The organism is Pseudomonas sp. FW507-12TSA, assembly GCF_058781435.1.
Window position 1 is genome coordinate 149461 of record NZ_JBYSWT010000004.1, and the last position, 19820, is coordinate 169280.

At 63.7% G+C, this 19820-nt stretch carries 22 protein-coding genes; all 22 read left to right on the forward strand.

What is annotated here, in order from left to right; genetic code table 11:
• Positions 1 to 30: 30 nt before the first annotated feature.
• The 22 genes from AC3WK8_RS05615 to AC3WK8_RS05720 all read left to right on the forward strand — a co-directional run bounded on the left by AC3WK8_RS05615 (position 31) and on the right by AC3WK8_RS05720 (position 19794).
• Positions 31 to 1197: a phage tail sheath subtilisin-like domain-containing protein gene (locus tag AC3WK8_RS05615; protein ID WP_103324149.1), complete on the forward strand. Its 1167-nt coding sequence runs from the start codon at positions 31 to 33 to the stop codon at positions 1195 to 1197.
• Between the two features lie 12 nt (positions 1198 to 1209).
• On the forward strand, positions 1210 to 1719 hold the full coding sequence (locus tag AC3WK8_RS05620) for a phage major tail tube protein (RefSeq protein WP_022643387.1): 510 nt from the start codon (positions 1210 to 1212) through the stop codon (positions 1717 to 1719).
• Positions 1720 to 1731: 12 nt separating this feature from the next.
• A complete protein-coding gene (locus tag AC3WK8_RS05625) occupies positions 1732 to 2037 on the forward strand; it encodes a phage tail assembly protein (RefSeq protein WP_085599338.1) in 306 nt (101 codons plus the stop codon).
• 135 nt (positions 2038 to 2172) lie between these two features.
• Positions 2173 to 4752 (forward strand): phage tail tape measure protein, encoded by a 2580-nt coding sequence (locus AC3WK8_RS05630; protein WP_103324150.1) that lies wholly within the window; start codon positions 2173 to 2175, stop codon positions 4750 to 4752.
• A 14-nt stretch (positions 4753 to 4766) separates the two neighbouring features.
• Positions 4767 to 5612, forward strand: coding sequence for a phage tail protein (locus AC3WK8_RS05635; RefSeq protein ID WP_103324151.1), 846 nt, complete (start codon positions 4767 to 4769; stop codon positions 5610 to 5612).
• Positions 5587 to 5793, forward strand: a complete 207-nt coding sequence (locus AC3WK8_RS05640) for a tail protein X (protein WP_022643394.1) — start codon at positions 5587 to 5589, stop codon at positions 5791 to 5793. The genes AC3WK8_RS05635 and AC3WK8_RS05640 overlap by 26 nt, the downstream gene beginning before the upstream one ends.
• 58 nt (positions 5794 to 5851) lie before the next feature.
• Positions 5852 to 6895: a phage late control D family protein gene (locus AC3WK8_RS05645; RefSeq protein ID WP_103324152.1), complete on the forward strand. Its 1044-nt coding sequence runs from the start codon at positions 5852 to 5854 to the stop codon at positions 6893 to 6895.
• Between the two features lie 87 nt (positions 6896 to 6982).
• Positions 6983 to 8134, forward strand: coding sequence for a glycosyl hydrolase family 18 protein (locus tag AC3WK8_RS05650; RefSeq protein WP_219738171.1), 1152 nt, complete (start codon positions 6983 to 6985; stop codon positions 8132 to 8134).
• A 51-nt stretch (positions 8135 to 8185) separates the two neighbouring features.
• On the forward strand, positions 8186 to 8377 hold the full coding sequence (locus AC3WK8_RS05655) for a hypothetical protein (RefSeq protein ID WP_022643397.1): 192 nt from the start codon (positions 8186 to 8188) through the stop codon (positions 8375 to 8377).
• Positions 8378 to 8468: 91 nt separating this feature from the next.
• Complete coding sequence (locus tag AC3WK8_RS05660; RefSeq protein ID WP_085599331.1) at positions 8469 to 8960, forward strand: phage tail tube protein; 492 nt, start codon at positions 8469 to 8471, stop codon at positions 8958 to 8960.
• Positions 8961 to 8968: 8 nt separating this feature from the next.
• On the forward strand, positions 8969 to 9316 hold the full coding sequence (locus tag AC3WK8_RS05665) for a phage tail assembly chaperone family protein, TAC (protein WP_103324153.1): 348 nt from the start codon (positions 8969 to 8971) through the stop codon (positions 9314 to 9316).
• 29 nt (positions 9317 to 9345) lie between these two features.
• Positions 9346 to 9600: a hypothetical protein gene (locus AC3WK8_RS05670; protein ID WP_031321344.1), complete on the forward strand. Its 255-nt coding sequence runs from the start codon at positions 9346 to 9348 to the stop codon at positions 9598 to 9600.
• A 57-nt stretch (positions 9601 to 9657) separates the two neighbouring features.
• A complete protein-coding gene (locus AC3WK8_RS05675) occupies positions 9658 to 11073 on the forward strand; it encodes a phage tail tape measure protein (RefSeq protein ID WP_103324154.1) in 1416 nt (471 codons plus the stop codon).
• 38 nt (positions 11074 to 11111) lie between these two features.
• The gene (locus AC3WK8_RS05680; RefSeq protein WP_022643403.1) at positions 11112 to 11450 is read left to right on the forward strand and encodes a phage tail protein; all 339 of its coding nucleotides are present in this window, start codon (positions 11112 to 11114) and stop codon (positions 11448 to 11450) included.
• Entirely contained in the window at positions 11447 to 13228 is a 1782-nt protein-coding gene (locus AC3WK8_RS05685) for a pyocin knob domain-containing protein (RefSeq protein ID WP_103324155.1), read from the forward strand. The genes AC3WK8_RS05680 and AC3WK8_RS05685 overlap by 4 nt, the downstream gene beginning before the upstream one ends.
• Positions 13228 to 13614, forward strand: a complete 387-nt coding sequence (locus AC3WK8_RS05690; protein WP_178087990.1) for a hypothetical protein — start codon at positions 13228 to 13230, stop codon at positions 13612 to 13614. Before AC3WK8_RS05685 ends, AC3WK8_RS05690 begins: the two co-directional genes overlap by 1 nt.
• Positions 13580 to 13750: a hypothetical protein gene (locus tag AC3WK8_RS05695; protein WP_178087991.1), complete on the forward strand. Its 171-nt coding sequence runs from the start codon at positions 13580 to 13582 to the stop codon at positions 13748 to 13750. Before AC3WK8_RS05690 ends, AC3WK8_RS05695 begins: the two co-directional genes overlap by 35 nt.
• A 61-nt stretch (positions 13751 to 13811) precedes the next feature.
• Complete coding sequence (locus tag AC3WK8_RS05700; protein ID WP_053134540.1) at positions 13812 to 14495, forward strand: phage minor tail protein L; 684 nt, start codon at positions 13812 to 13814, stop codon at positions 14493 to 14495.
• A 2-nt stretch (positions 14496 to 14497) separates the two neighbouring features.
• On the forward strand, positions 14498 to 15274 hold the full coding sequence (locus tag AC3WK8_RS05705; RefSeq protein ID WP_085599321.1) for a C40 family peptidase: 777 nt from the start codon (positions 14498 to 14500) through the stop codon (positions 15272 to 15274).
• 55 nt (positions 15275 to 15329) lie between these two features.
• Positions 15330 to 15965 carry a tail assembly protein gene (locus AC3WK8_RS05710; RefSeq protein WP_103324156.1) on the forward strand — a complete coding sequence of 212 codons (636 nt, stop codon included), beginning with the start codon at positions 15330 to 15332 and terminating at the stop codon, positions 15963 to 15965.
• A 64-nt stretch (positions 15966 to 16029) separates the two neighbouring features.
• On the forward strand, positions 16030 to 16638 hold the full coding sequence (locus AC3WK8_RS05715) for a tail assembly protein (protein ID WP_103324157.1): 609 nt from the start codon (positions 16030 to 16032) through the stop codon (positions 16636 to 16638).
• A 60-nt stretch (positions 16639 to 16698) separates the two neighbouring features.
• Positions 16699 to 19794: a TipJ family phage tail tip protein gene (locus AC3WK8_RS05720; protein ID WP_103324158.1), complete on the forward strand. Its 3096-nt coding sequence runs from the start codon at positions 16699 to 16701 to the stop codon at positions 19792 to 19794.
• Positions 19795 to 19820: the final 26 nt, after the last annotated feature.

Genomic DNA, 19820 nt, shown 5'->3' on the forward strand with positions numbered 1-19820 from the left:
CCGGGGCTTTTTCATGTCTGGAGCTTATCCATGAGTGGTTTTTTCCACGGCGTCACCGTCACCAACGTGGACACCGGCGCACGCACCATTGCGCTGCCCACGTCCTCGATCATCGGCCTGGTGGACACCTTCACCGAGGGCCCGGGCGTCAGCGCGAAGGCCAACGACCTGCTGCTGATCACCAGCGAGCGCGAAGCCATTGCGGCCTGGGGCCCGAATGCCGCAATCACCAAGGCTTGCCAGGCCATCTACCAGCGGGCCAAGGCGGTGATCGTCGCCTGTGGCGTGACCAAGGTCGAGGATGCCGAGCAGCAGGCTTCGGCGATCATCGGTGGGGTCCTGGCCAGCGGCAAGCGTACTGGCTTGCAGGCGCTGCTGGACGGCAAGAGCCGTTTCAACGCCCAGCCGCGCCTGCTGGTGGCGCCCAAGCACAGTGCCACCCAGGCGGTCGGCACGGCCCTGGTGGGCCTGGCGGACAAGTTGCGCGGCCTGGCCATCATCGACGGCCCCAACAGCACCGATGAAGCAGCCATGGCCTACGCCAAGAACTTCGGCGCCAAGCGCGCGTTCATGGTCGACCCGGGCATCCAGTACTGGGACACCGCCGCCAGCGCCACTCTCGATGCCCCGGCCTCGGCCTGGGTCGCCGGCCTGTTCGCCTGGACCGACAACGAGTACGGCTTCTGGGCCTCGCCTTCGAACAAGGAGTTCGTCGGGGTCACCGGTACCTCCCGGGCCATCGAATTCCTCGACGGCGACGAAAGCTGCCGGGCCAACCTGCTGAACAACGCCAATATCACCACCATCATTCGTGACGCCGGCTTCCGCCTGTGGGGTAACCGCACGCTGTCCAGCGACCCCAAATGGGCCTTCGTCACCCGAGTGCGGACCATGGACATCGTCATGGACGCGATCCTCTACGGCCACAAGTGGGCAGTGGACCGCTCCATCACCGCCACCTACGTCAAGGACGTCACCGAGGGCCTGCAGGCCTTCATGCGCGACCTGAAGAACCAGGGCGCGATCATCAACTTCGAGGTCTATGCCGACCCCGAGTTGAACACCGCCAGCCAGCTGGAGCAGGGCAAGGTGTACTGGAACATCCGCTTCACCGACGTACCGCCTGCCGAGAACCCGAATTTCCGCGTCGAAGTCACCAACCAGTGGCTGACCGAAGTCCTCGATAAAACCGCTTAAGGAGCCGCAGCAATGGCAATGATTCCCGAAACCCTGGCGAACATGAACCTGTTCGTCGATGGCATCAGCTTTCAAGGCGACGTGCCGAGCCTGACCCTGCCCAAGCTCACCCTCAAGACCGAGGAACACCGGGTCGGCGGCATGGACCTGCCCATCGAGCTGGACATGGGCATGGAGAAACAAGAGGCCGGCTTCACCACCACCGGTGTACGTCGCGAATCCCTCAAGCTGTTCGGCCTGACCGACAGCAGCGCCTTCAATGGCGTGTTCCGTGGCGCCTTCAAGGGCCTCAAGGGCAAGACCACCCCGGTGATCGTGACCCTGCGCGGCCTGCTCAAGGAAGTCGACATGGGTGACTGGAAGTCCGGCGACAAGGCCGAGATCAAGCACAACGTCGCCGTGAGCTACTACAAGCTGGAAGTCGACGGGCGCCTGATCTACGAGATCGATGCCCTGGGCATGAAACGCGTGATCAACGGTGTCGACCAGCTCGCCGCCCAACGTTCGGCCCTGGGCCTGTAAGGAACTTCCTCGATGTCTGACGCAATAAATGGCACGCCGTCCTGGATGGTGTTGAGCCCCGAGAACGTGGTGATCAGCCTCAGCAAGGCGGTGTCGATGAACGGCGTGCAGTGCGACAAGCTCACTCTGCGCGCGCCCACCGTGCGTGATATCCGCGCTGCCAACAGCGCGGCGGCCGGCGATGACGAACAGCGCGAGCTGATGCTGTTCGCCAGCCTGGCCGAGGTCGGCAGCAAGGACCTGGAGGGCCTGACCCTCAAGGACTACCAACGCCTGCAGGCCGGTTATTTTCGCCTGGTGCAAGACGACGAGCTTTGACCCGGCAGTGATGAAGGTGGCGGCGAAGCGGCTCGCTCGCGAGCTGCATTTTTGCGCTGAGGAAATCATGACCATGCGCTATTGCGACATGGTCTGGTGGCTCACGGATTGAGCCTGTCACCACGGGGGCGGCAAATGGCGAACAACACGCTGGTATCGACAGTGATAAAGATCGGCGGCGCCCTGGACGCGACCTGGGATGCTGCCAGCAAGACGGTGGAAGACCGGATCAAGGCGCTCGACGAGCAGGCCAGCAAGGCCCGGGGGCTGGCGACGGCCATCGGTGAAACCCAGCGCCTGCGCCGGGAGCTGAACCAGGCCCGAAAACAAGGCGCGCTCGGGGTCGGTGACTTGCAGGCCAAGCTGGACAGCAGCCTGGACGGATTACGCAAGCAGGGCATCCAGGTCCGCAAGCTGAACCAGGAGTACCAGGCCCTGGGCCGTGCGGCCCGGGGCCTTGAGCTCAGGGCCACGGGCCAGCGGCAGATCGAGCAGGGCAAGACGGACCTCAAGTCCAGCTACGAGCTGGTGAAGAAAGCCGTTGGGGTGCTGGCGGTGCCGGTCAAGATCAACGCCGACTACCAGGCGAAGATCCGCGACATCGCCATCAAGGGCAATATCGCCAATACCCCGCAAGAGGCGCAGCTGGCACGCAATGTCCTCCAGGTTTCCCGGGATTCCGGGCTGGGTCGCGGCGAGGTCGCCAGCCTTATCGCCGGGATGACCGCCAATGGCACGTCGTTGGACAAGGCCCAGCAGTATGCCGGGCTGGCGGCCAAGTTCGTCGTTGGCCAGGGGGCCGGCGTCGGCGACACCGCGACCCTGATCCGGGCCCTGGAGACGCAGGCCGGGATCACCGATCCCAAGACCCTGGAGCGGGCCCTGGAGGCCATGGCCCTGCAAGGCCAGGCGGGCAACTTCGAGGCGGCCGACATGGCCCGCTTGCTGCCCGACCTGCTGGAGAGCGCTGCGAAAATGAAGCTCACCGGCATGGATGCGGTGAGCCAGGTGGGGTCGATGCTGCAATTGCAGATGTCGACGGCCAATGGCGCCGATCAGGCGGCCGGCAACCTGAAGAACTGGATGGGCGAGATTCGCTCACCGGCCACTGCCGCGGCTTATGCCAAGGCCGGCATCGACTATGACGGATCGCTGCAGACCGGCCTGGAAAAAGGCATGTCGACCCTGGAGGCGAGCTTCGCCCTGGCCATGAAGTACATCCAGGTCACCGACCCGGCCAAGGCCGCGCAGATGACCGCGGCCCAGGCGCAGATCAGCCAGCAAACCGATCCGCAGAAGGCCCAGGCGATGCTGGCCGCCCTGGCGCAGTCGCTGCGCGGCGACAACCTGTTCGCCAACATGCAGGTCGATGCGGCGTTGCAGGCCTACGCCCAGGGCCAGGATGGGTACCAGAAGCTCAAGCAGGACTCGCTGACGGCCTCCGGCGCGCTGGACAAGAACCAGGCCGAGCGCCGGGGGACGTCGGCGCAGATCTGGAAGGAAGCCGATGGCGCGGTCGACAACCTGCAGCAGGCGTTCGGCCAGGCCCTGACCCCGGCCACGGACCGCTTGGGCCAGAGCATCACCTGGTTGGCGAATGGCATGACCGAGCTGACCCACCAGGCCGCTCCGGCGGTACTGGGGGTGACGGTGCTGGCCGGCAGCCTGCTGGCGCTGAAGAAGTTGCAAGCGGCCTACACCCTCGGCAAGGGCCTGTTCAACGTGGCCCGGGGCTCGATGATGGGCAATCCGGACTTCATCCAGAAGGTGCTGGTCACCAACCCGGGAGCCCTGGGTGGCGGTGACTACGACATCGACATCAGCCGGGACAAGAAAGGCGGCAAGGGACGCAGCGGAGGGCGAGGTGGAAAAGCCAAGGGTGGCTTGGCCAACAAGACCGCCCAGAAGTTGAAGGAGCTCTTTGGTTCAGGTAACGCGGGCAGGGCAGGCAAGGGCGCCCTGGTCTTGGAAGCAGGAATCTCGGCGGTTAAAAATGGCGGCAATGTGATCAAGCCGCTGATCAAGGGCGGCAGCGTCCTGTCCGTGGCCGGCGCGGTCTTTCAGGCAGCAGACACCTACCAGAATGCCAAGACCCGGGACGAGAAAGCCGAAGGTTATGGCAAGGCTGCCGGAGGCCTGGCCGGTGGCGTGCTGGGTGCAGCGGCAGGTGCTGTGGCCGGTGTTGCCGCCTCCGCCATGACCGGTGCCATGGTTGGCTCCGCGGTGCCGGTACTCGGGACGGTCGTTGGCGGCATCGTTGGGGCTGGAGTGGGAATCCTGGCGACCTGGGCTGGAACCGAAGCCGGCGGCTTTCTGGGCAAGAAACTGTTCGGCGGCGATGACTCGCTCAAGTCGATGCCCGCCGCCGGCCCGCTGATGATGCGTGACGCCGGCAAGAACATCCCGCCGGTCATGGACGATATCGCCAACTCCTTCAAGAGCGGGCAGACCCCGCCGCTGATGGGCCAGGTGGTGCGTTCCATGCCGCCGGCGCCCGGCACGTCGAGCACCCTGGCCGAACCCTTCAAGGCCCCCTTGGCGCCGGCGATCGAGCAACAGTTCAGCTTTGCGCCGGCGATATCGGTCACCGTCCAGGGCGATGTCAAGGACCCGGCGCAACTGGCCCGGGAACTGGAGCCCTACCTGCGTTGGCAGTTCGACGAGTACAGCCGCCAGGCCTCGGCTCGCCAGCTGTCCGATGCACCTCACGTTTAAGGAAAGGAGACGCCATGGCCTACATGGAACAGCTGCAATCGGGGCTGCAATCCCTGGTAGCGGCAGCGGAGGCGGGGCGGCGCAGCGCGGACGAGATGCTGGGACCCATGAACGGGGCCATCGGCGATATCACCGGCGCCGCCCTGGAAATGGAGAACCTGCCCGTGGTGGGGCCGCAAGTCGGCACCCGGCTGCGCCGCATCCTGCGCGGTATCGATGCCGCGCAAAGCCGGGTCGGCGAGGTGGCGGCCCAGTACAACCAGGCCGTCACGGTAGCCGGGCAGGTGCAACAGCGCCTCGGCGCCTTGCAAGAGCAGACGGCCAAGGTCGGGGCGGCGATCAACCGTATTGGCGGGCAGATCAGCCCGGCCCTGGGCACGATCTTTCCCAGCAGCTTGTTCGCCGCCAAGGAAACGCCCACCGCCGAAGCGGTCAAGCCGTTCCCGCACCTGCTGATCCTCCAGCCCCTGGGGGCTGCTTCCCAACCCTATTACTTCAACCTGGACACGGCGGCCTTCGACGATTTGCGGCGCCAGACCAGCTTTCGCTGGACTGGCCAGGAGCGCCTGGGGCGCAGCAGTTCCCAGCAGGCGGTGGGCCTGGGCGATGAACGCATCAGCCTCAAGGGTGCGATCTTCCCCGGGTTCAAGGGCGGACTGGGGCAATTGCAGGCCTTGCGCAGCATCGGCCGGCAATTGCGCCCCTTGAGCCTGACCACCGGCTACGGCGAGGTCCTGGGCACCTGGTGCCTGACCAGCATCGACGAAGACCAGGGCCATTTGCTGGCCGGCGGCATTCCACGCAAACAGGCCTTCTCACTGGAGTTCGTAAGCTATGGCGACGACTTGCAGAACCTCTGACGGCGATCTGCTCGACACCTTGTGCCAGCACTACTACGGGCATTTGAACGGCACTGTCGAGGCGGTGCTGGATGCCAACCAGGGCCTGGCCGACGAGCCCCAGCCATTGCGGGCCGGGGTGCTGATCCTCTTGCCGGACCTGCCGGCGCCGGAGCAGGCGCTGGTCCAGCTATGGGACTGAACCCTGGTCTTGCTCCTGCAAATTCCTTTACTGATCGGCACCCAGTGCGAGGCGTTTTATGACCCCAGAGTTTCGTATCGTTGCCGATGGCCGGGACATTACCAGCCAGATCAACGACCGGTTGCTGTCCCTGCGCACCTCGGACAAACCCGGCATGGAGTCGGACGAATTCGAGCTGCGCATCGACGACCGCGATCATGCGGTGGTGCTGCCCAGCCGTGGCGCCAGCATCGAGGTGTTCATGGGGTATGCCGGCCAGGGGCTGACCCGCCTCGGGCGCTACACCGTGGATGAGGTGGTGGTCTCTGGACCACCGGACACCCTGGAGATCCGCGGCAAGGCCAGCGACATGCGCGGCAGTGGCAAGACCACCCGCAGCGGCAGCTGGGAAGACGTGCCGCTGCAACAGGTGGTCCGCGACCTGGCGGCCCGTAACGGCTGGACCCCGGTGTGCCCGGTGGCGATCAAGGTCCTGCGGGTCGACCAGCTCAACGAGTCCGATTTCAACTTCATCACCCGCCTGGCCCGGCAATACGACTGCACCGCCAAGGTCGCCGAAGGCAAGTTGCTGGTGCTGCCGCGCCAGGCGGGACAGAGCGCCAGCGGCAAGGCCCTGGGCAAGGTCACCATCCACCGCCACGAGGTGAGCCGCTATCAGTTTCGCCTGGGCGACACCAGCAGCCACAAGGCGGTGCAGACCCGTCACCAGGACAAGAAGAGCGGCAAGCTGCAGGTGATCGAACTGGGTAACGACAGTGCCCCGGCCGGGGTGCCCGCGGTGCACACCGACCGGCATATCTACCCGAACAAATCCGCGGCAGAGCAGGCCGCCAAGGCGCGCCTGGCGGCGTTCAACCGCAGCACCGCGGCCCTACGCCTGGATCTGCCCGGACGCATCGACCTGTTCGCCGAACGCCTGATCGACGCCCAGGGTTTCAAGGCCGGGCTGGATGGCGAGTACCTGGTGGATTCGGTGGAGCAGGTTTTCAGCCCGTCGGGCTGGAGCACCACGGTGCAGTGCAACGCCGGCAAGCAGGGCAAGGCCCGGGCCAAGGGCAAGCCGAAACCCAAGGCCAAGCCGCTGAAGGTGCTGCAACTCTAGGTCGGCGGCGCCCGCTGCAAGCCTTTGGGCGGCCCCTTTGCGGACGTCCGGTTTTTTTCCCGATGCGGTTCACCCGCAGGAGATTTCATGAATTCCAACATCATCCAGCCGGCCTCGACGCGAGGCATCCGGCGGTTCTTGCGTGGCCTGCTTGGCGGCTGCGCCCTGGCACTGGCCAGTGCGGTCCAGGCCGCGCCCTTTGTCCTGGCCTACACCGACGGCCAGGTCGAGACCTCCTACAGCAACCTCAAGGCTTTTCATCGCAACCTCTCGGCCGTGGGCCTGGGCAGCACCTACGGCCTGACGGTCACCGGCCAGTTGCACCAGGAGGGCATGAACGACACCACCCGGCAGATCATCGCGTTCGCCAAGTCCAGGTCCTTGCCGCTGTACCCGACGGTCTCGGACTACAACCAGGACATCGCCGCCTTCGACCCGGCCATTTCCCACTCCATCGTCAACAGCAAGGCCTTGAGTGCCAGCAGCATCGAGCAGTTGGTGACGCTGGCCCGGGATAACGGGTTCGCCGGTATCAACCTGGACTTCGAACAGGTTGAACCGCGCAACGCCAAGGCGTTTTCCGCCTATGTCAAAGCCCTGGGCCAGGCCCTGCATGCGCAGGGGCGCAAGCTGATCATCAGCGTGCCGCCCAAGCTCGACGACCAGCAGCCCGAATACCTGCAAGGCTACGACTACCGGGCCTTGGCAGCAGCGGTGGATTACTTCCAGCTGATGACCTACGACCAGGTGGGCCCGGGCTGGAGCAGCGGCGGCTTCCACGGTGAAGTCTGGCCGGGCCCGGGCTCGGGCCTTGACTGGCAGCAAGCGCTGCTGGCCTACGCAGTGACGCGGGTACCGGCCGGCAAGCTGCTGTCCGGGCTGGCGGCCTACGGCCAGGACTACAGCATCGGCAATCGGGTGCACTGGTCGGCCTATGAGGAAATCATCGCCGAGCACAACGCCGTCACCCACCTGGACGCCCCCTCGGCCACTCCTTACGCCACCTGGGGTTCGGTCAACAGCTTCGCCGACGGCGTCGAGTGGAGTGCGGAGCGAGCGCAGCCGGTGCTCTGGTATGACGACGCCCAGAGCATTCGCAGCAAGGCCGCCCTGGTCGGGCGCCTGGGCCTGGGCGGCACCAGCGTCTGGGCCATGGGCTACGAAGACGCAAGTTTCTGGAGCGCACTGCAGGCCGGCCTGGCCAAGGCCCCGGCGTTGCTGCCCAGCGGACGCGAATGACGCAGTCCCGCGCTCGCCCAATCACCTTCGATGGATACGGAGCACCCAGCCATGAATGACGAAGAACTGGCGGCCATCAATCGCCTGATCGCCGCCCTCCAGGCCCAGGCCGATGGCCAGTCCGCCTTGAACGGCGCGATCCGCCTGCTGGCGCAGAGCAACCAGGCCCTGGTGGACCTGATCAAGAGCCGTGAACCGGACCCCAACGCGCCACCCTACCTGGACGGCTCGCCAACTCCCTGAGCCCTGGCCCCGGCGCCTTTGGTCCGCACCCGAGCAACACACCCTCGACCCGCCACCAGCGGGTTTTTCATTGTTTTGTGGAGAACACCCGATGTCGATTCTTACCCAAGGTACGCAAATCTTCGCCCTGGTCCCGCCTGTGAGCGGCAGCGGCCCCTACACCGTGCTGGAAGTCGAGCACGTCACTTCCTTCGAGCCCGGCGGCGCGCCTGCCGAGCAGATCGAGGACACCACCCTCGACGCCCAGGAGCGCAGCTACAAGAAAGGCCTGCGTACCCCTGGCACTGCCAGCCTGGGGCTCAACGCCGACCCGGCCAACGCCAGCCATGTGCGCCTGCACCAACTGTCCGAAGCCAATGGCGAGACCAGCATCAAGTGGGTCGTGGGTTGGTCCGACGGCAAGGGCGTCGCGCCGACCGTCAACGCCAAGGGCGATAACTTCGAGCTGCCGACCACCCGCACCTGGTTCGCCTTCGACGGCTATGTCTCGGACTTCCCGTTCAACTTCGCCCTCAACGCCGTGGTCACCACCACCGTGACCATCCAGCGTACCGGTGGCTCCACCTGGATCAAGAAGGCCTGAGCAACGCCATGAACCTCAAGCAACTCAAAGCCAAGGGCGGCATCGTCGATGCCCAGCCCGTGAAGAAGCAGGTGAGCTGGACTCACCTGGACAGCAAGACCGGCAAGGAGGTGACCGACACCTTCACCTTGCATATCCGCCGGCAGTCCTTCGGGGTCATCGAGCGGCTGTTCGCCGACAGCGACAACGAGCAGAGCCGCAACGCCCGCTACATCGCCGCTTCGGTGGCACTGGGCACCGATGGCGGCGAGGCCCTGAGCTACGAGGATGCCTACGGCCTGGAGCCGACCCTGGGGTTTTTGATCCTCAATGCGGTCAATGAGGTCAACGGCACCGGCGGTGCGGCAAAAAACTGACGGCCGCCGATGAGTTCTGGCACGAGTTGGTGCTGAACGGAGTCGGCGGCCGGACGATTGCCGAAGCCAAGGAACGCATGACCTACCACGAAGCCCTGGCATGGGGACGCTATATCGACCGATATGGCTCCTTGCATACCGGTAGGCGGCTGGAGGCGGGCAGCGCCCTGGTGGCGCTGCAGACCCACCGGCTGGGCGGGGGCGTGGCGGAGTTGTTGGACTTCATGCCCCATGAACAACGTTTGGGCCTGTCGCTCGAACGCGCGATGAACGAGTGGCGCTGATTCCAGGCCACTTTTCCCGAACCCGTTTCGACGGGTTTTCATGACCCGGAGAACCCCATGGCAACAGCTTCCCAAGGGCTGGACCTGAGCGGCCTGGAGCGGGCCCTGGACAAGGCCCAGCGCATCACCGACCAGGCCATGCGCAACATGCAGCGGCGCATCGACGAGGCCGGCAAGAAAATCGCCGAGTCCATGACCCTGTCGTCCGCCTCGGCGCTGGACGCCAGCGCCAGTGCCTTCGACGACCTGCGCAAGGCCTATGACCCGGCCACCGCCGCGGTCGACCAGTACCTCAAGAAACAGGGCAGCCTGGCGGCGTTGCTCAAGCAGAACAAAAGCGCTGAAACCGACTACGCGCAGACCCTGGAAAAGTCGGGGAAGAAACTCGCGACGTATTCCGACGAATTCGACAAGTTGCGCAGCGACGGCGCGCTGGCAGCGGCCCAGGTAGGCATGGGCGCGCGGCAGAAGGAGCGAGCCAAGCTCCTGAGCGACAACGACCTGCAATACGCCCAGGCCCGCAAGGCCCTGGACGCCCAGTTTCCAAAGGGAGCGACCCGGGCGCCGGCCACCTATGCCGACCAGGCCGGGATCAAGTTCCCCTCCGGCGATGCCTACGGCAAAGGCGGTGAACAGGGTGACGAATACGCCACCAGGCTCGAAGAGCTCAAGACCAAGCACAGCGAAACCGCACTGCAGATCCAGAGCAACTACCAGCAGATGACGGAGGCGATGCAGGACTGGAAGAACGGCGCCTCGGAAGCCTTCGACGACTACATGAACGCCTCCGACAACACCGCAGCCCAGTCGAAGGCCGTGTTCGCCAACGCTTTCGACAAGATGGGCGCGGGTATCGTGCAGTTCGCCACCACGGGCAAGTTTTCCTTTTCCGACTTTGCCAGTTCGGTACTCAAGGACATGGCGATGCTGGCGGCCAAGACGGCCGCATCGCGGGCGTTGAGCTCGCTGTTCAGCATGGCCGGCTCGGCCCTGATGAGCCTGTGGCCGGGTTCTGCTGCTGCGACTCCTGCTGCCCAGCAGTTCAAGGTGGGGGATGCCACCACTGTCTTCGACCCGAAGATCAACACTTCGAGCATGCAGATGCCGGTATTCGCTCATGCCAAGGGCGGGGTCTTCAGCAACACCGTGGCCAGCGCTCCGACCCTGGCGCCCATGGCCTTGTTCGGCGAAGCCGGGCCCGAGGCGATCATGCCCCTGAGCCGGGGCGCCGATGGTTCCCTGGGTGTGGTGGCGCTGGGGGGCGCACCGGCCGGCAGCACCAGCAACCAGCAGGTGGTGATCCAGCAGACCATCAACGTCGGCGAAGGCCAGGGCGCTGCCCAGGGAGCCGGCGCCAACCCGCAGAACCTCGCCAACGCCTATGCCAGCGCCGCCCGACAAGGCGCTGCCGAACAGATCGCCCGTGACCTGAAGCCGGGCGGCCAGATCTGGTCCGTCATCAACGGCCGCTGATACCCAGCGGCCGCGACGGCTCACGCCCGGAGAAAAGCATGACCATCGAAACCTTCGCCTGGGTACCCAAGGTGGAACCCGTGGGCACCGTCGAATTCCGCCTCAAGTCGGCCCGCTTCGGCGACGGCTACCAACAGGTGGTCCAGGACGGCATCAACAACAAGACCCAGTCCTGGCCGCTGACCTTCGTCGGCGACGAAAGCCGGATCAAGCCGATCATCGCCTTCATCGACGCCCACCGCGGCGCCACGCCGTTCTACTGGACCCCACCCCTGGGAGAACAGGGGCTGTACCGCTGCAAGACCTATCAACCCTCGCCGTTGGGCGCAGGGATGTACACCCTCAGCGCCACCTTCGAACAGGCCTTCCATCCATGACCCTCAAAACCATCAAGGCGGGCGCCCAGCCCAACGATGGCACCGGCGACAACCTGCGCACCGGTGCCCAGATCATCAATGAGAACTTTGCCGAGCTGGATCAGCGAGCGGCGCAGGCCAGTACTGAGATCGGTAAGCTCGATGCCCTGACCAAGGCGCTTGCTGACAAGACCGGACCTGGTCTCGACCCTGCTGTGCGAGCGATTCTTACACGCTGGGGGCTAGGAGATTCGGTAACGACTCTTGAAGAGCGCCTGCTTAGCTGGATCACGGTTTCCGCATTTGTGTTTGTGTTCCCTCAAAACGGGCAGAACTCCTTGCCTACCAGGGAGACGGGGTACTACGTCGTTCATTTGCAAAATGCCGACCCCAAATATGCGGCCCAATTGGCTTTTAACGGTTCTATTGGTGTCATGTTCCGCCGAGTCAAGGCCGGTGATGTATGGACGCCGTGGACTCGGCTGCTGCAACAAGGTGATTTTGGAGTCGGGTCCAAGGACGATGCGGCTTACGTAGGTAACAACCTGAACCCCAACGACTATCTCACCGGCGGTGACGTAGTGGGCCAGTTCAACATCGACGGTACGTTGAGAACCGGTGCCCTGATCGTACAGGCTGGTAGCAACGCCACGGCGTGCGCGCAGCAGTTTGTAGACTGGGCGTCGGGCCGCATGTACAGCCGTGGAAAGTCTGGGAGTGCTTGGACCAAGTGGCGCTTTACTGTTTCGGTCGGTGACTTCGGACTTGGAGCTAGAGCGCTAGAAGGTCCGGGAGCCCCAGATATGGACGCTCCCATCGGAGCCGGTATCTACGGATGGACAAAAAACTATAAGGGCGCGCCATCAACCATTGCCAATGGTGAATACATCCATTTGCCCGGTAATGATGACTACGCATCCCAGATAGCGGCCTCGCATGACTCCGACAACCTGTGGTACCGCCGCAAGACCGCGAGTTGGCAGACGTGGAAGCGGTTCATGATGGAGGGCACCCGCCTGCCTCGAAACTCCAACGTTGACTTGAACAACTTCACGTCAAGGACCGAGATCTGGTGCGACTCCAATTGCTTGAACCTTCCGCTGCCAGGGGACTGGATAGTCGAAGTCTTCTCTCTGGACGCCGGAATCGGCGATTACGTGCTGCAACGAGCAACATTCGCCGTCGGTTCGAATGCGCCTATTTTCCATCGCAGGCGCATAGCTGGTGTGTGGGGCGCGTGGTTCCAGGGTGAGGATTCATCCGTCGTAATGAACGACATGAACGCTTTCATTTCATCGGGTAAATACAGAATCACCGCTTCTACGCTCAATACACCGCTTTCAAACATGTGGGGCACAGTTGACGTAAGCATGTACGACCAAACCAACTGGACACAGGTCTTGATTACAACCGACAGCGCTTCCATGTGGATGCGCGGGTGTGCGGCTGGCCAGCTCAAGCCTTGGGTAAGATTGACCCCTGAATACATCGGTAATGCTAACGGCAGCGCGATCAAGTTTCCTGATGGGACCATGATCTGCTGGTTTGCAAGCCCCTCTCGAGTCAAGACATCAACTCAAACGGCGTCGGTATATATATCCGATCCGATCACTTATAACTTTGCGGCTTCCTTCGTTTACGAGCCAGTTGTTATATGGGGGGCATCGGCGCACCTGGAAGCTTATTGCTGGGCCACAGCAGATTGGTCCAACTCAAACCAGGCTACAGGAAGGGCCTTTTCGCCATCCGGGCAGGCTTCAACATTTCTTAGGTATGTAGCCATTGGGAGGTGGAAATAATGATTATTATCAAGTTTTCCCCGATGTACGCTCCGAGCTGGAAGCAACTGGACTCGGTCGAAGTTGATGGCTACGCCATCACCATCAACGGCGCAACGTTCGACTTCTCACCGCTTGAGAAGGGCTACGAACTTTCGCTCGAGGCCATCGACTCACCCCTGTTCGCCGACAAGGCCGTCATGTCCGCCGAAGGCGTCCTGTCGATCACGCTGCTCATGCCCTATGACGAAGCCACGGCCACCGAGGCCATCCGCTTCCCGGCACCCGTCACTGTCACCACAAACGGCCCGGTGGATATCCCCACCGATCACCCCGCACAGCCCCCCGTAACTCCAACCGTCGAGGACGACCATGGACTTCTCGCAGAGCAAGAAAACCTTCACTGAGCAGGACCGGAAAGCCAACGAGGCCCGGGAATACCTGCGCCAGACCGACTGGCTGGTGGTACGCAAGCTGGAAACCGGCCAGGACATCCCAGCCGATATCGCAGAGAAACGCGCAGAGGCTCGCAGCCTGATCTAGCCGCAGCCAGCGCCCACCCACCCGCCATCGCGCGGGTTTCTTTTTGCCTTGAGGAAACACGATGCCAATTACGGCCGATATCCAGACCCTGGAGCCTGGCGCGTGGGTGGAGCTTTTCGAGCTCGACGCCACCAGCCTCGGCGCCGAACTCTACCGTTTTCACGGTTACCCCCAGCAGTCGTCGATCTTCTGGCAGGGGCTCGAGTATTCCCCCTGGCCGATCCAGGCCGAGGGCTTCGAAATGACCGGCAAGGGCTCGCAGCCGACCCCGACCCTGTCGGTGGGCAACGTCGATGGTTTCATCACCGCCCTGGTGCTGTATTTCGAAGACCTGGTAGGGGCCCGGCTGATTCGTCACCGGACCCTGGGCAAGTACCTGGACGGCCAGCCCGAGGCCGACCCCGAGGAGGAGCTGCCGCCGGACATCTGGTACGTCGAGCGCAAGGTCGCCGAAGACAACGAGGTAGTGCAGTTCGAGCTATCCAGCGCCCTGGATTTCAACGGCGTGCAGCTTCCGCGCCGGCAGATCGTCGCCAACGTCTGCTGGTGGCTCAGCTGCGGCGGTTATCGCGGCCCTTACTGTGGCTACAACGGCGGCCCGGTGGCGGACGTCAACGACGTGATCGTCACCGATGCCGCCAAGGATAAATGCGGCGGGCGCCTGAGCAGCTGCAAGCTGCGTTTCGGCGAGAACAACCCGCTGCCCTACGGTTCGTTTCCTGCGGCGGGCCTGCTACGGAGCTGAACATGAACAAGGCGAACCTTGCGGCCATCGAGCGCCACGCCCTGGCCGAATACCCCCGCGAGTGCTGCGGGTTGCTGATTCGCGAGGGCCGGCGGCGGGTCTATGTGCCGTGTCGCAATACCGCCGCGACCCCCAGCGAGCACTTTCGCCTGGCTCCCGCGGACTATGCGGCAGCCGAGGAGCGCGGCGAGGTGCTGGCGGTGATCCACAGCCATCCGGATTACCCGGCCACGCCCAGCGAGGCGGACCGGGTGGCCTGCGAGGCCTCCGGGTTGCCCTGGCACATCGTCCAGGTGCTGGCGGACGACGCCGGCCAGCCGCGCATTGGCCAGTGGGCCCAGCTGGCGCCCAACGGCTACCAGGCACCCTTGGTTGGCCGGGCCTTCGCCCATGGCGTGCACGACTGCCTGAGCATCATCCTCGACTACTACCGGCGCGAGCTGGGTATAGAACTGGGCGACTACCAGCGCGAGGACGGCTGGTGGGACAAGGGCGGCAACCTCTACCTGGAGCACTTGCCCGAGGCCGGTTTCGAGCGGGTAGGGGACCTGCGCCAGGGCGACGTGGTGTTGATGCAGATCCGCTCGCCGGTGCCCAACCACGCGGCAATCTACCTGGCCGATGGCGTGCTCAAGAGCGAGCCTGCGCACTACCCGGCGCCGGGCTCCATCCTGCACCACCTCTATGGCCGCGACAGCAAGCGCGACACCTATGGCGGTTACTGGGACGAGGTCACGGTCAGCATCTGGCGCCATCGCCAGCTCATGGCGTCGGCTTGAGGCCGCTGCCTTTCCCGGCTGCCAACCGGGGATCTTTCTTCCTGGGAGTCATGTGATGAATCAGCAAAAAGTCCGGGTCGTGCGATTGTACGGCTCGCTGGGAGCCCGCTTCGGCCGGGTGCATCGGTTGGCGGTGGGCAGCGCTGCGGAGGCGATCCGCGCCTTGTGCGTGCTGGTGCCGGGATTCGAGGCCTTCCTGATGGAATCCAAGGATCGCGGGGTGACCTACTCGCTGTTCCTCGGGCGCGACAACCTGGGCCAGGATCGCCTGCATGCTCCTTGCGGCAGCAGCGATATCCGCATTGCCCCGCTGCTGATCGGCAGCAAGCGCTCGGGCGGGTTGCAGACCATCATTGGCGTCGCCCTGGTGGTGGCGGCCTCCTATTTCACCGGTGGCATAGCCGCCACTGGCAGTACTGCCTCAGGCCTGATCGGCACCGGCGCTTCCAGCGGCTGGACCTTCGCCGCCAGCATGGGCATTTCCCTGGCCATGGGCGGGGTGATGCAGATGATGTCGCCGCAGCTCAAGGGCCTGGGGGCCATGGACCGTCCCGACAACCGTGCCAACTACAGCTTCAACGGCCCGGTCAACACCACGGCCCAGGGCAACCCGGTGGGCCTGCTCTATGGCCAGTTGATCGTCGGCAGCTCGGTGATCAGCGCCGGCATCTACGCCCAGGACCAGCTCTGAAACAGCGGTCTGCGTTGTCCATCCCAACCCGCCGCGGCGGGTTTTTTATCGCCAGGAGAACCCCATGGGCTTGGCCGTAGAACCACAAAAGATGCAAACCGTGCTGCTGTCCGGCTCCCTGGCACGGCTGTTCGGGCGTGAACACCGGGTGGCCATCAGCGCAGGCTTCAAGGACGTGATGGGTTACTTCCGGCAGTTCCCGGGTTTTGAGCGCTACATGGTGCAAAGCGCCGACAAGGGCCTGCGCTTCGCCGTGTTCAACGGCCGGCGCAACCTGTCCGAGACCGATATCCACCAGCCCCTGGGCAAGCAGGTGATTCGCATCGCCCCGGTGCTCGGCGGCTCCAAGCGCGCTGGGGGCCTGCAGACCATCCTCGGCGCGGTGTTGATGGCCGTGGCCTACTACAACCCCTTCGGCTTTCTCACCGGCCCGGCAGTCACTGCCATGATGATGACCGGAGCGACCTTGGTGATGGGCGGCGTGACGCAGATGCTCGCGCCCATGCCCAAGGGCCTGGGCGCCCAGGAACGCCCGGAAAACCGCCCAAGCTACAGCTTCAACGGGCCACTCAACACCACGGCCCAGGGCAATCCGGTGGGCCTGCTCTATGGCCAGCTGACCATCGGCAGCACCGTGATCAGCTCCGGCATCTACGCCCAGGACCAACTCTAAGCATTCCCGTCTTCCACCTGCCTGCGATGCCGCGGGCCTCATTTCGCCTGAAGGAAAGCCATGACCGACCCCATTCTCGCCGGTAGCAAGGGCGGCGGCGCCAAGCCGCCCCGTCCCTCCGTGGAAGCCCCGGACAGCCTGCACAGCACGGCCTATGCCCGGATCCTCGATCTCGTCAGTGAAGGCGAGATCGTGGGCCTGAAGAACGGCAAGCGCTCGGTGTTCCTCAACGAGACGCCCCTGGCCAACGCCGACGGCAGCCTGAACTTCTCCGGGGTCAGCCTCGAGACCCGCAACGGCAGCCAGGACCAGACCTACATCCCGGGCTTTCCGGCGGTGGAGAACGAGTCCCAGGTGGCGGTGGAACTGCGCAGCGACCAACCCTGGACCCGCGCCATCACCAACCTGCAACTGTCGGCGGTGCGCATCCGCCTGGCGGTCTCGCGCCTGGCCCAGACCAACACCAGCAACGGCGACACCAACGGCTACACGGTGCGTTATGTCATCGAGCTGTCCACCGATGGCGGGGCGTTCGTCGAAGTGCTGCAATCGGCCTTCAGCGGCAAGAGCTCCAGCAAGTACGAGCGCTCCCACCGGGTCGACCTGCCAGCGGCCAAGGCCGGCTGGAGCGTGCGGGTGCGGCGGCTGACGACGAACTCCAGCAGCGGGGCGATCGCCGATACCACCAGCGTGGAGTCCATCACCGACGTGATCGACGCCAAGTTACGCTACCCGGGTTCGGCGATCATCGGCCTGCAGTTCGATGCCTCGCAGTTCCAGTCGATTCCCAACCGCTCCTTCGAATTGCAAGGACGGATCATCCGCGTGCCGAGCAACTACGATCCGGCCACCCGGACCTATAGCGGCGTGTGGGACGGCACCTTCAAGTCGGCCTGGACCGACAACCCGGCCTGGATCTACTACGACCTGCTGCTGCACCAGCGTTATGGCCTCGGGCACCTGCTCAACGCCGCCCAGGTGGACAAGTGGGAGCTGTACCGCATCGGCCAGTACTGCGACCAACCGGTGTCCGATGGCAAGGGCGGCACCGAGCCGCGCTTTACCTGCAACCTCTATCTCTCGGTGCGTGCCGATGCGCTGAAAGTGCTGCAGGACCTGGCCACCACCTTCCGCGGCATGGCCTATTGGGGCGCAGGCTCGGTGATGGCGGTGGCCGATATGCCGGAAGACCCGGTGTACACCTACAGCAACGCCAACGTGATCGACGGCAAGTTCGTCTACGGCGGCTCGGCGAAAAAGACCCGCTACAGCGTGGCCCTGGTGAGCTGGAACGACCCGGCGGACTTCTACCGGCAGAAGGTGCAGTACGTCGACGATCCGGAAGGCATCGCCCGTTATGGCGTGCAGCAGACCGAGATCACCGCCACCGGCTGCACCTCCCAGGCCCAGGCCCAGCGCATCGGCAAATGGGCGCTGCTGACCAACCGCCTGGAAACCGAAAGCGTGAGTTTTTCCGTGGGCCTGGACGGCACCCTGGTGCGTCCGGGGCAGGTGATCCGCGTGGCGGACAACGACCGGGCCGGCCGGCGGATCGGCGGGCGCCTGCGCTCGGCGACCCTGGACGCCCTGGTGCTGGATGCCGACGTCAAGGCCTACCCCGGCGATACCCTGACCTTGATCATGCCCACCGGCAAGGCGATCTCCCGGGTGATCAAGTCCGTGGGTTATCCACTGACCTGGGACAGCACCGGCATCACCTGGGACAGCGGCGCCACCACCCTCGACACCACCGGCTTTCCCGCTGAAGTGCAGCGGGTGGTGCTGGAGAAAAAACTCGAGGAGCTGCCACCGGTGCACTCGATGTGGGCCATCGATTCGCCGACCCTGGCGGTCCAGCAGTTTCGCGTGTTGTCGGTGGCCGAGGATTTTTCCGGCTCGGCGATCAAGTACAGCATCAGCGCGGTCAAGCATGTCGCCGCCAAGTTCGCGGCGATCGACAACGGCGCGCGCATCGACCAGCCACCGGTGACGGTGATCCCGCCGAGCGTGCAGAACCCACCGAAGAACGTGCGGGTGCGCAACGAGCATTTCGTCGACCAGGGCAGCGCGGTCGGGGTCATGACCATCGACTGGGAGCGCCCGGACAACGCCATCGCCTACGAGGTGCACTGGCGCAAGAACGACGGGGACTGGGTGTTCGCCGGACGTACCGGGGGCAACGCCTTCGAGGTCAGCGGTATCTATGCCGGGCGCTACGTGGCCAAGGTCCGGGCGATCAACGCCCTGGACATCGGCTCGGTGTTCGCCACCTCGGTCGAGACCGTGCTCAACGGCAAGACCACACCGCCGCCGATGGTGGCTTCCTTCAACGCCGAGTCGATCGTGTTCGGCATCAAGCTCAAGTGGAGCATCCCGGCCGGGCTGAGCACCGCCGACCTGCAACGGACCGAGATCTGGTACAGCCAGGGCAGCGACGTAGCCACGGCCACCAAGTTCGGCGACTACGCCTACCCGCAGACCGACCTGACCATCATGGGCCTGGCATCAGGAGCAACATTTTTCTTCTGGGCAAGATTGGTGGACCGGATAGGAAATGTTGGCGCTTATTCAAAATCGGTGATTGGACAGGCCAGCAATGACGCTGGGCCGATTCTTGAGTACTTGAGTGACAAGATATCTTCCTCTCAATTGAGTAAGACACTGTTGGAGAAGATTGAGTCTGGGGGCGGCTCTGCTGTAGAGATCAAAGCCCTAAAGGACGAGCTTAATGCAATGTATACCATCAAGACTCAAATGATGAAGGATGGACGCCCTTATGTTGCAGGCATTGGTGTGGGAGTTGAGGACACACCTGGAGGAATGGTCAGCCAAGTGCTTATTGCTGCCAGCACTTTTGCTGTGGTTGACCCTAACTCCAATGAGGTCAAATACCCGTTCGTTGTTGAAAATAACAAGGTGTATATAGATTCTTTATTTATTAAAGACGGCGCTATTGATAATGCAAAAATCAAAGGGACCATTCAGTCCGACGTGAAAGATAGTTTGGGGCGACCTTTGTGGATGCTTGATAAAAACGGAGGGTTCTCGACTAATAGTGCTGGCGTCGGGGGAAGAATAGAACAGCGGGCAGATGTGATTAAAGTCTACGATGAGAATAATAAACTAAGAGTTAAAATTGGAAATCTTTCGTTGTGAATATGGTTTCTAATTTTTGTGATGGC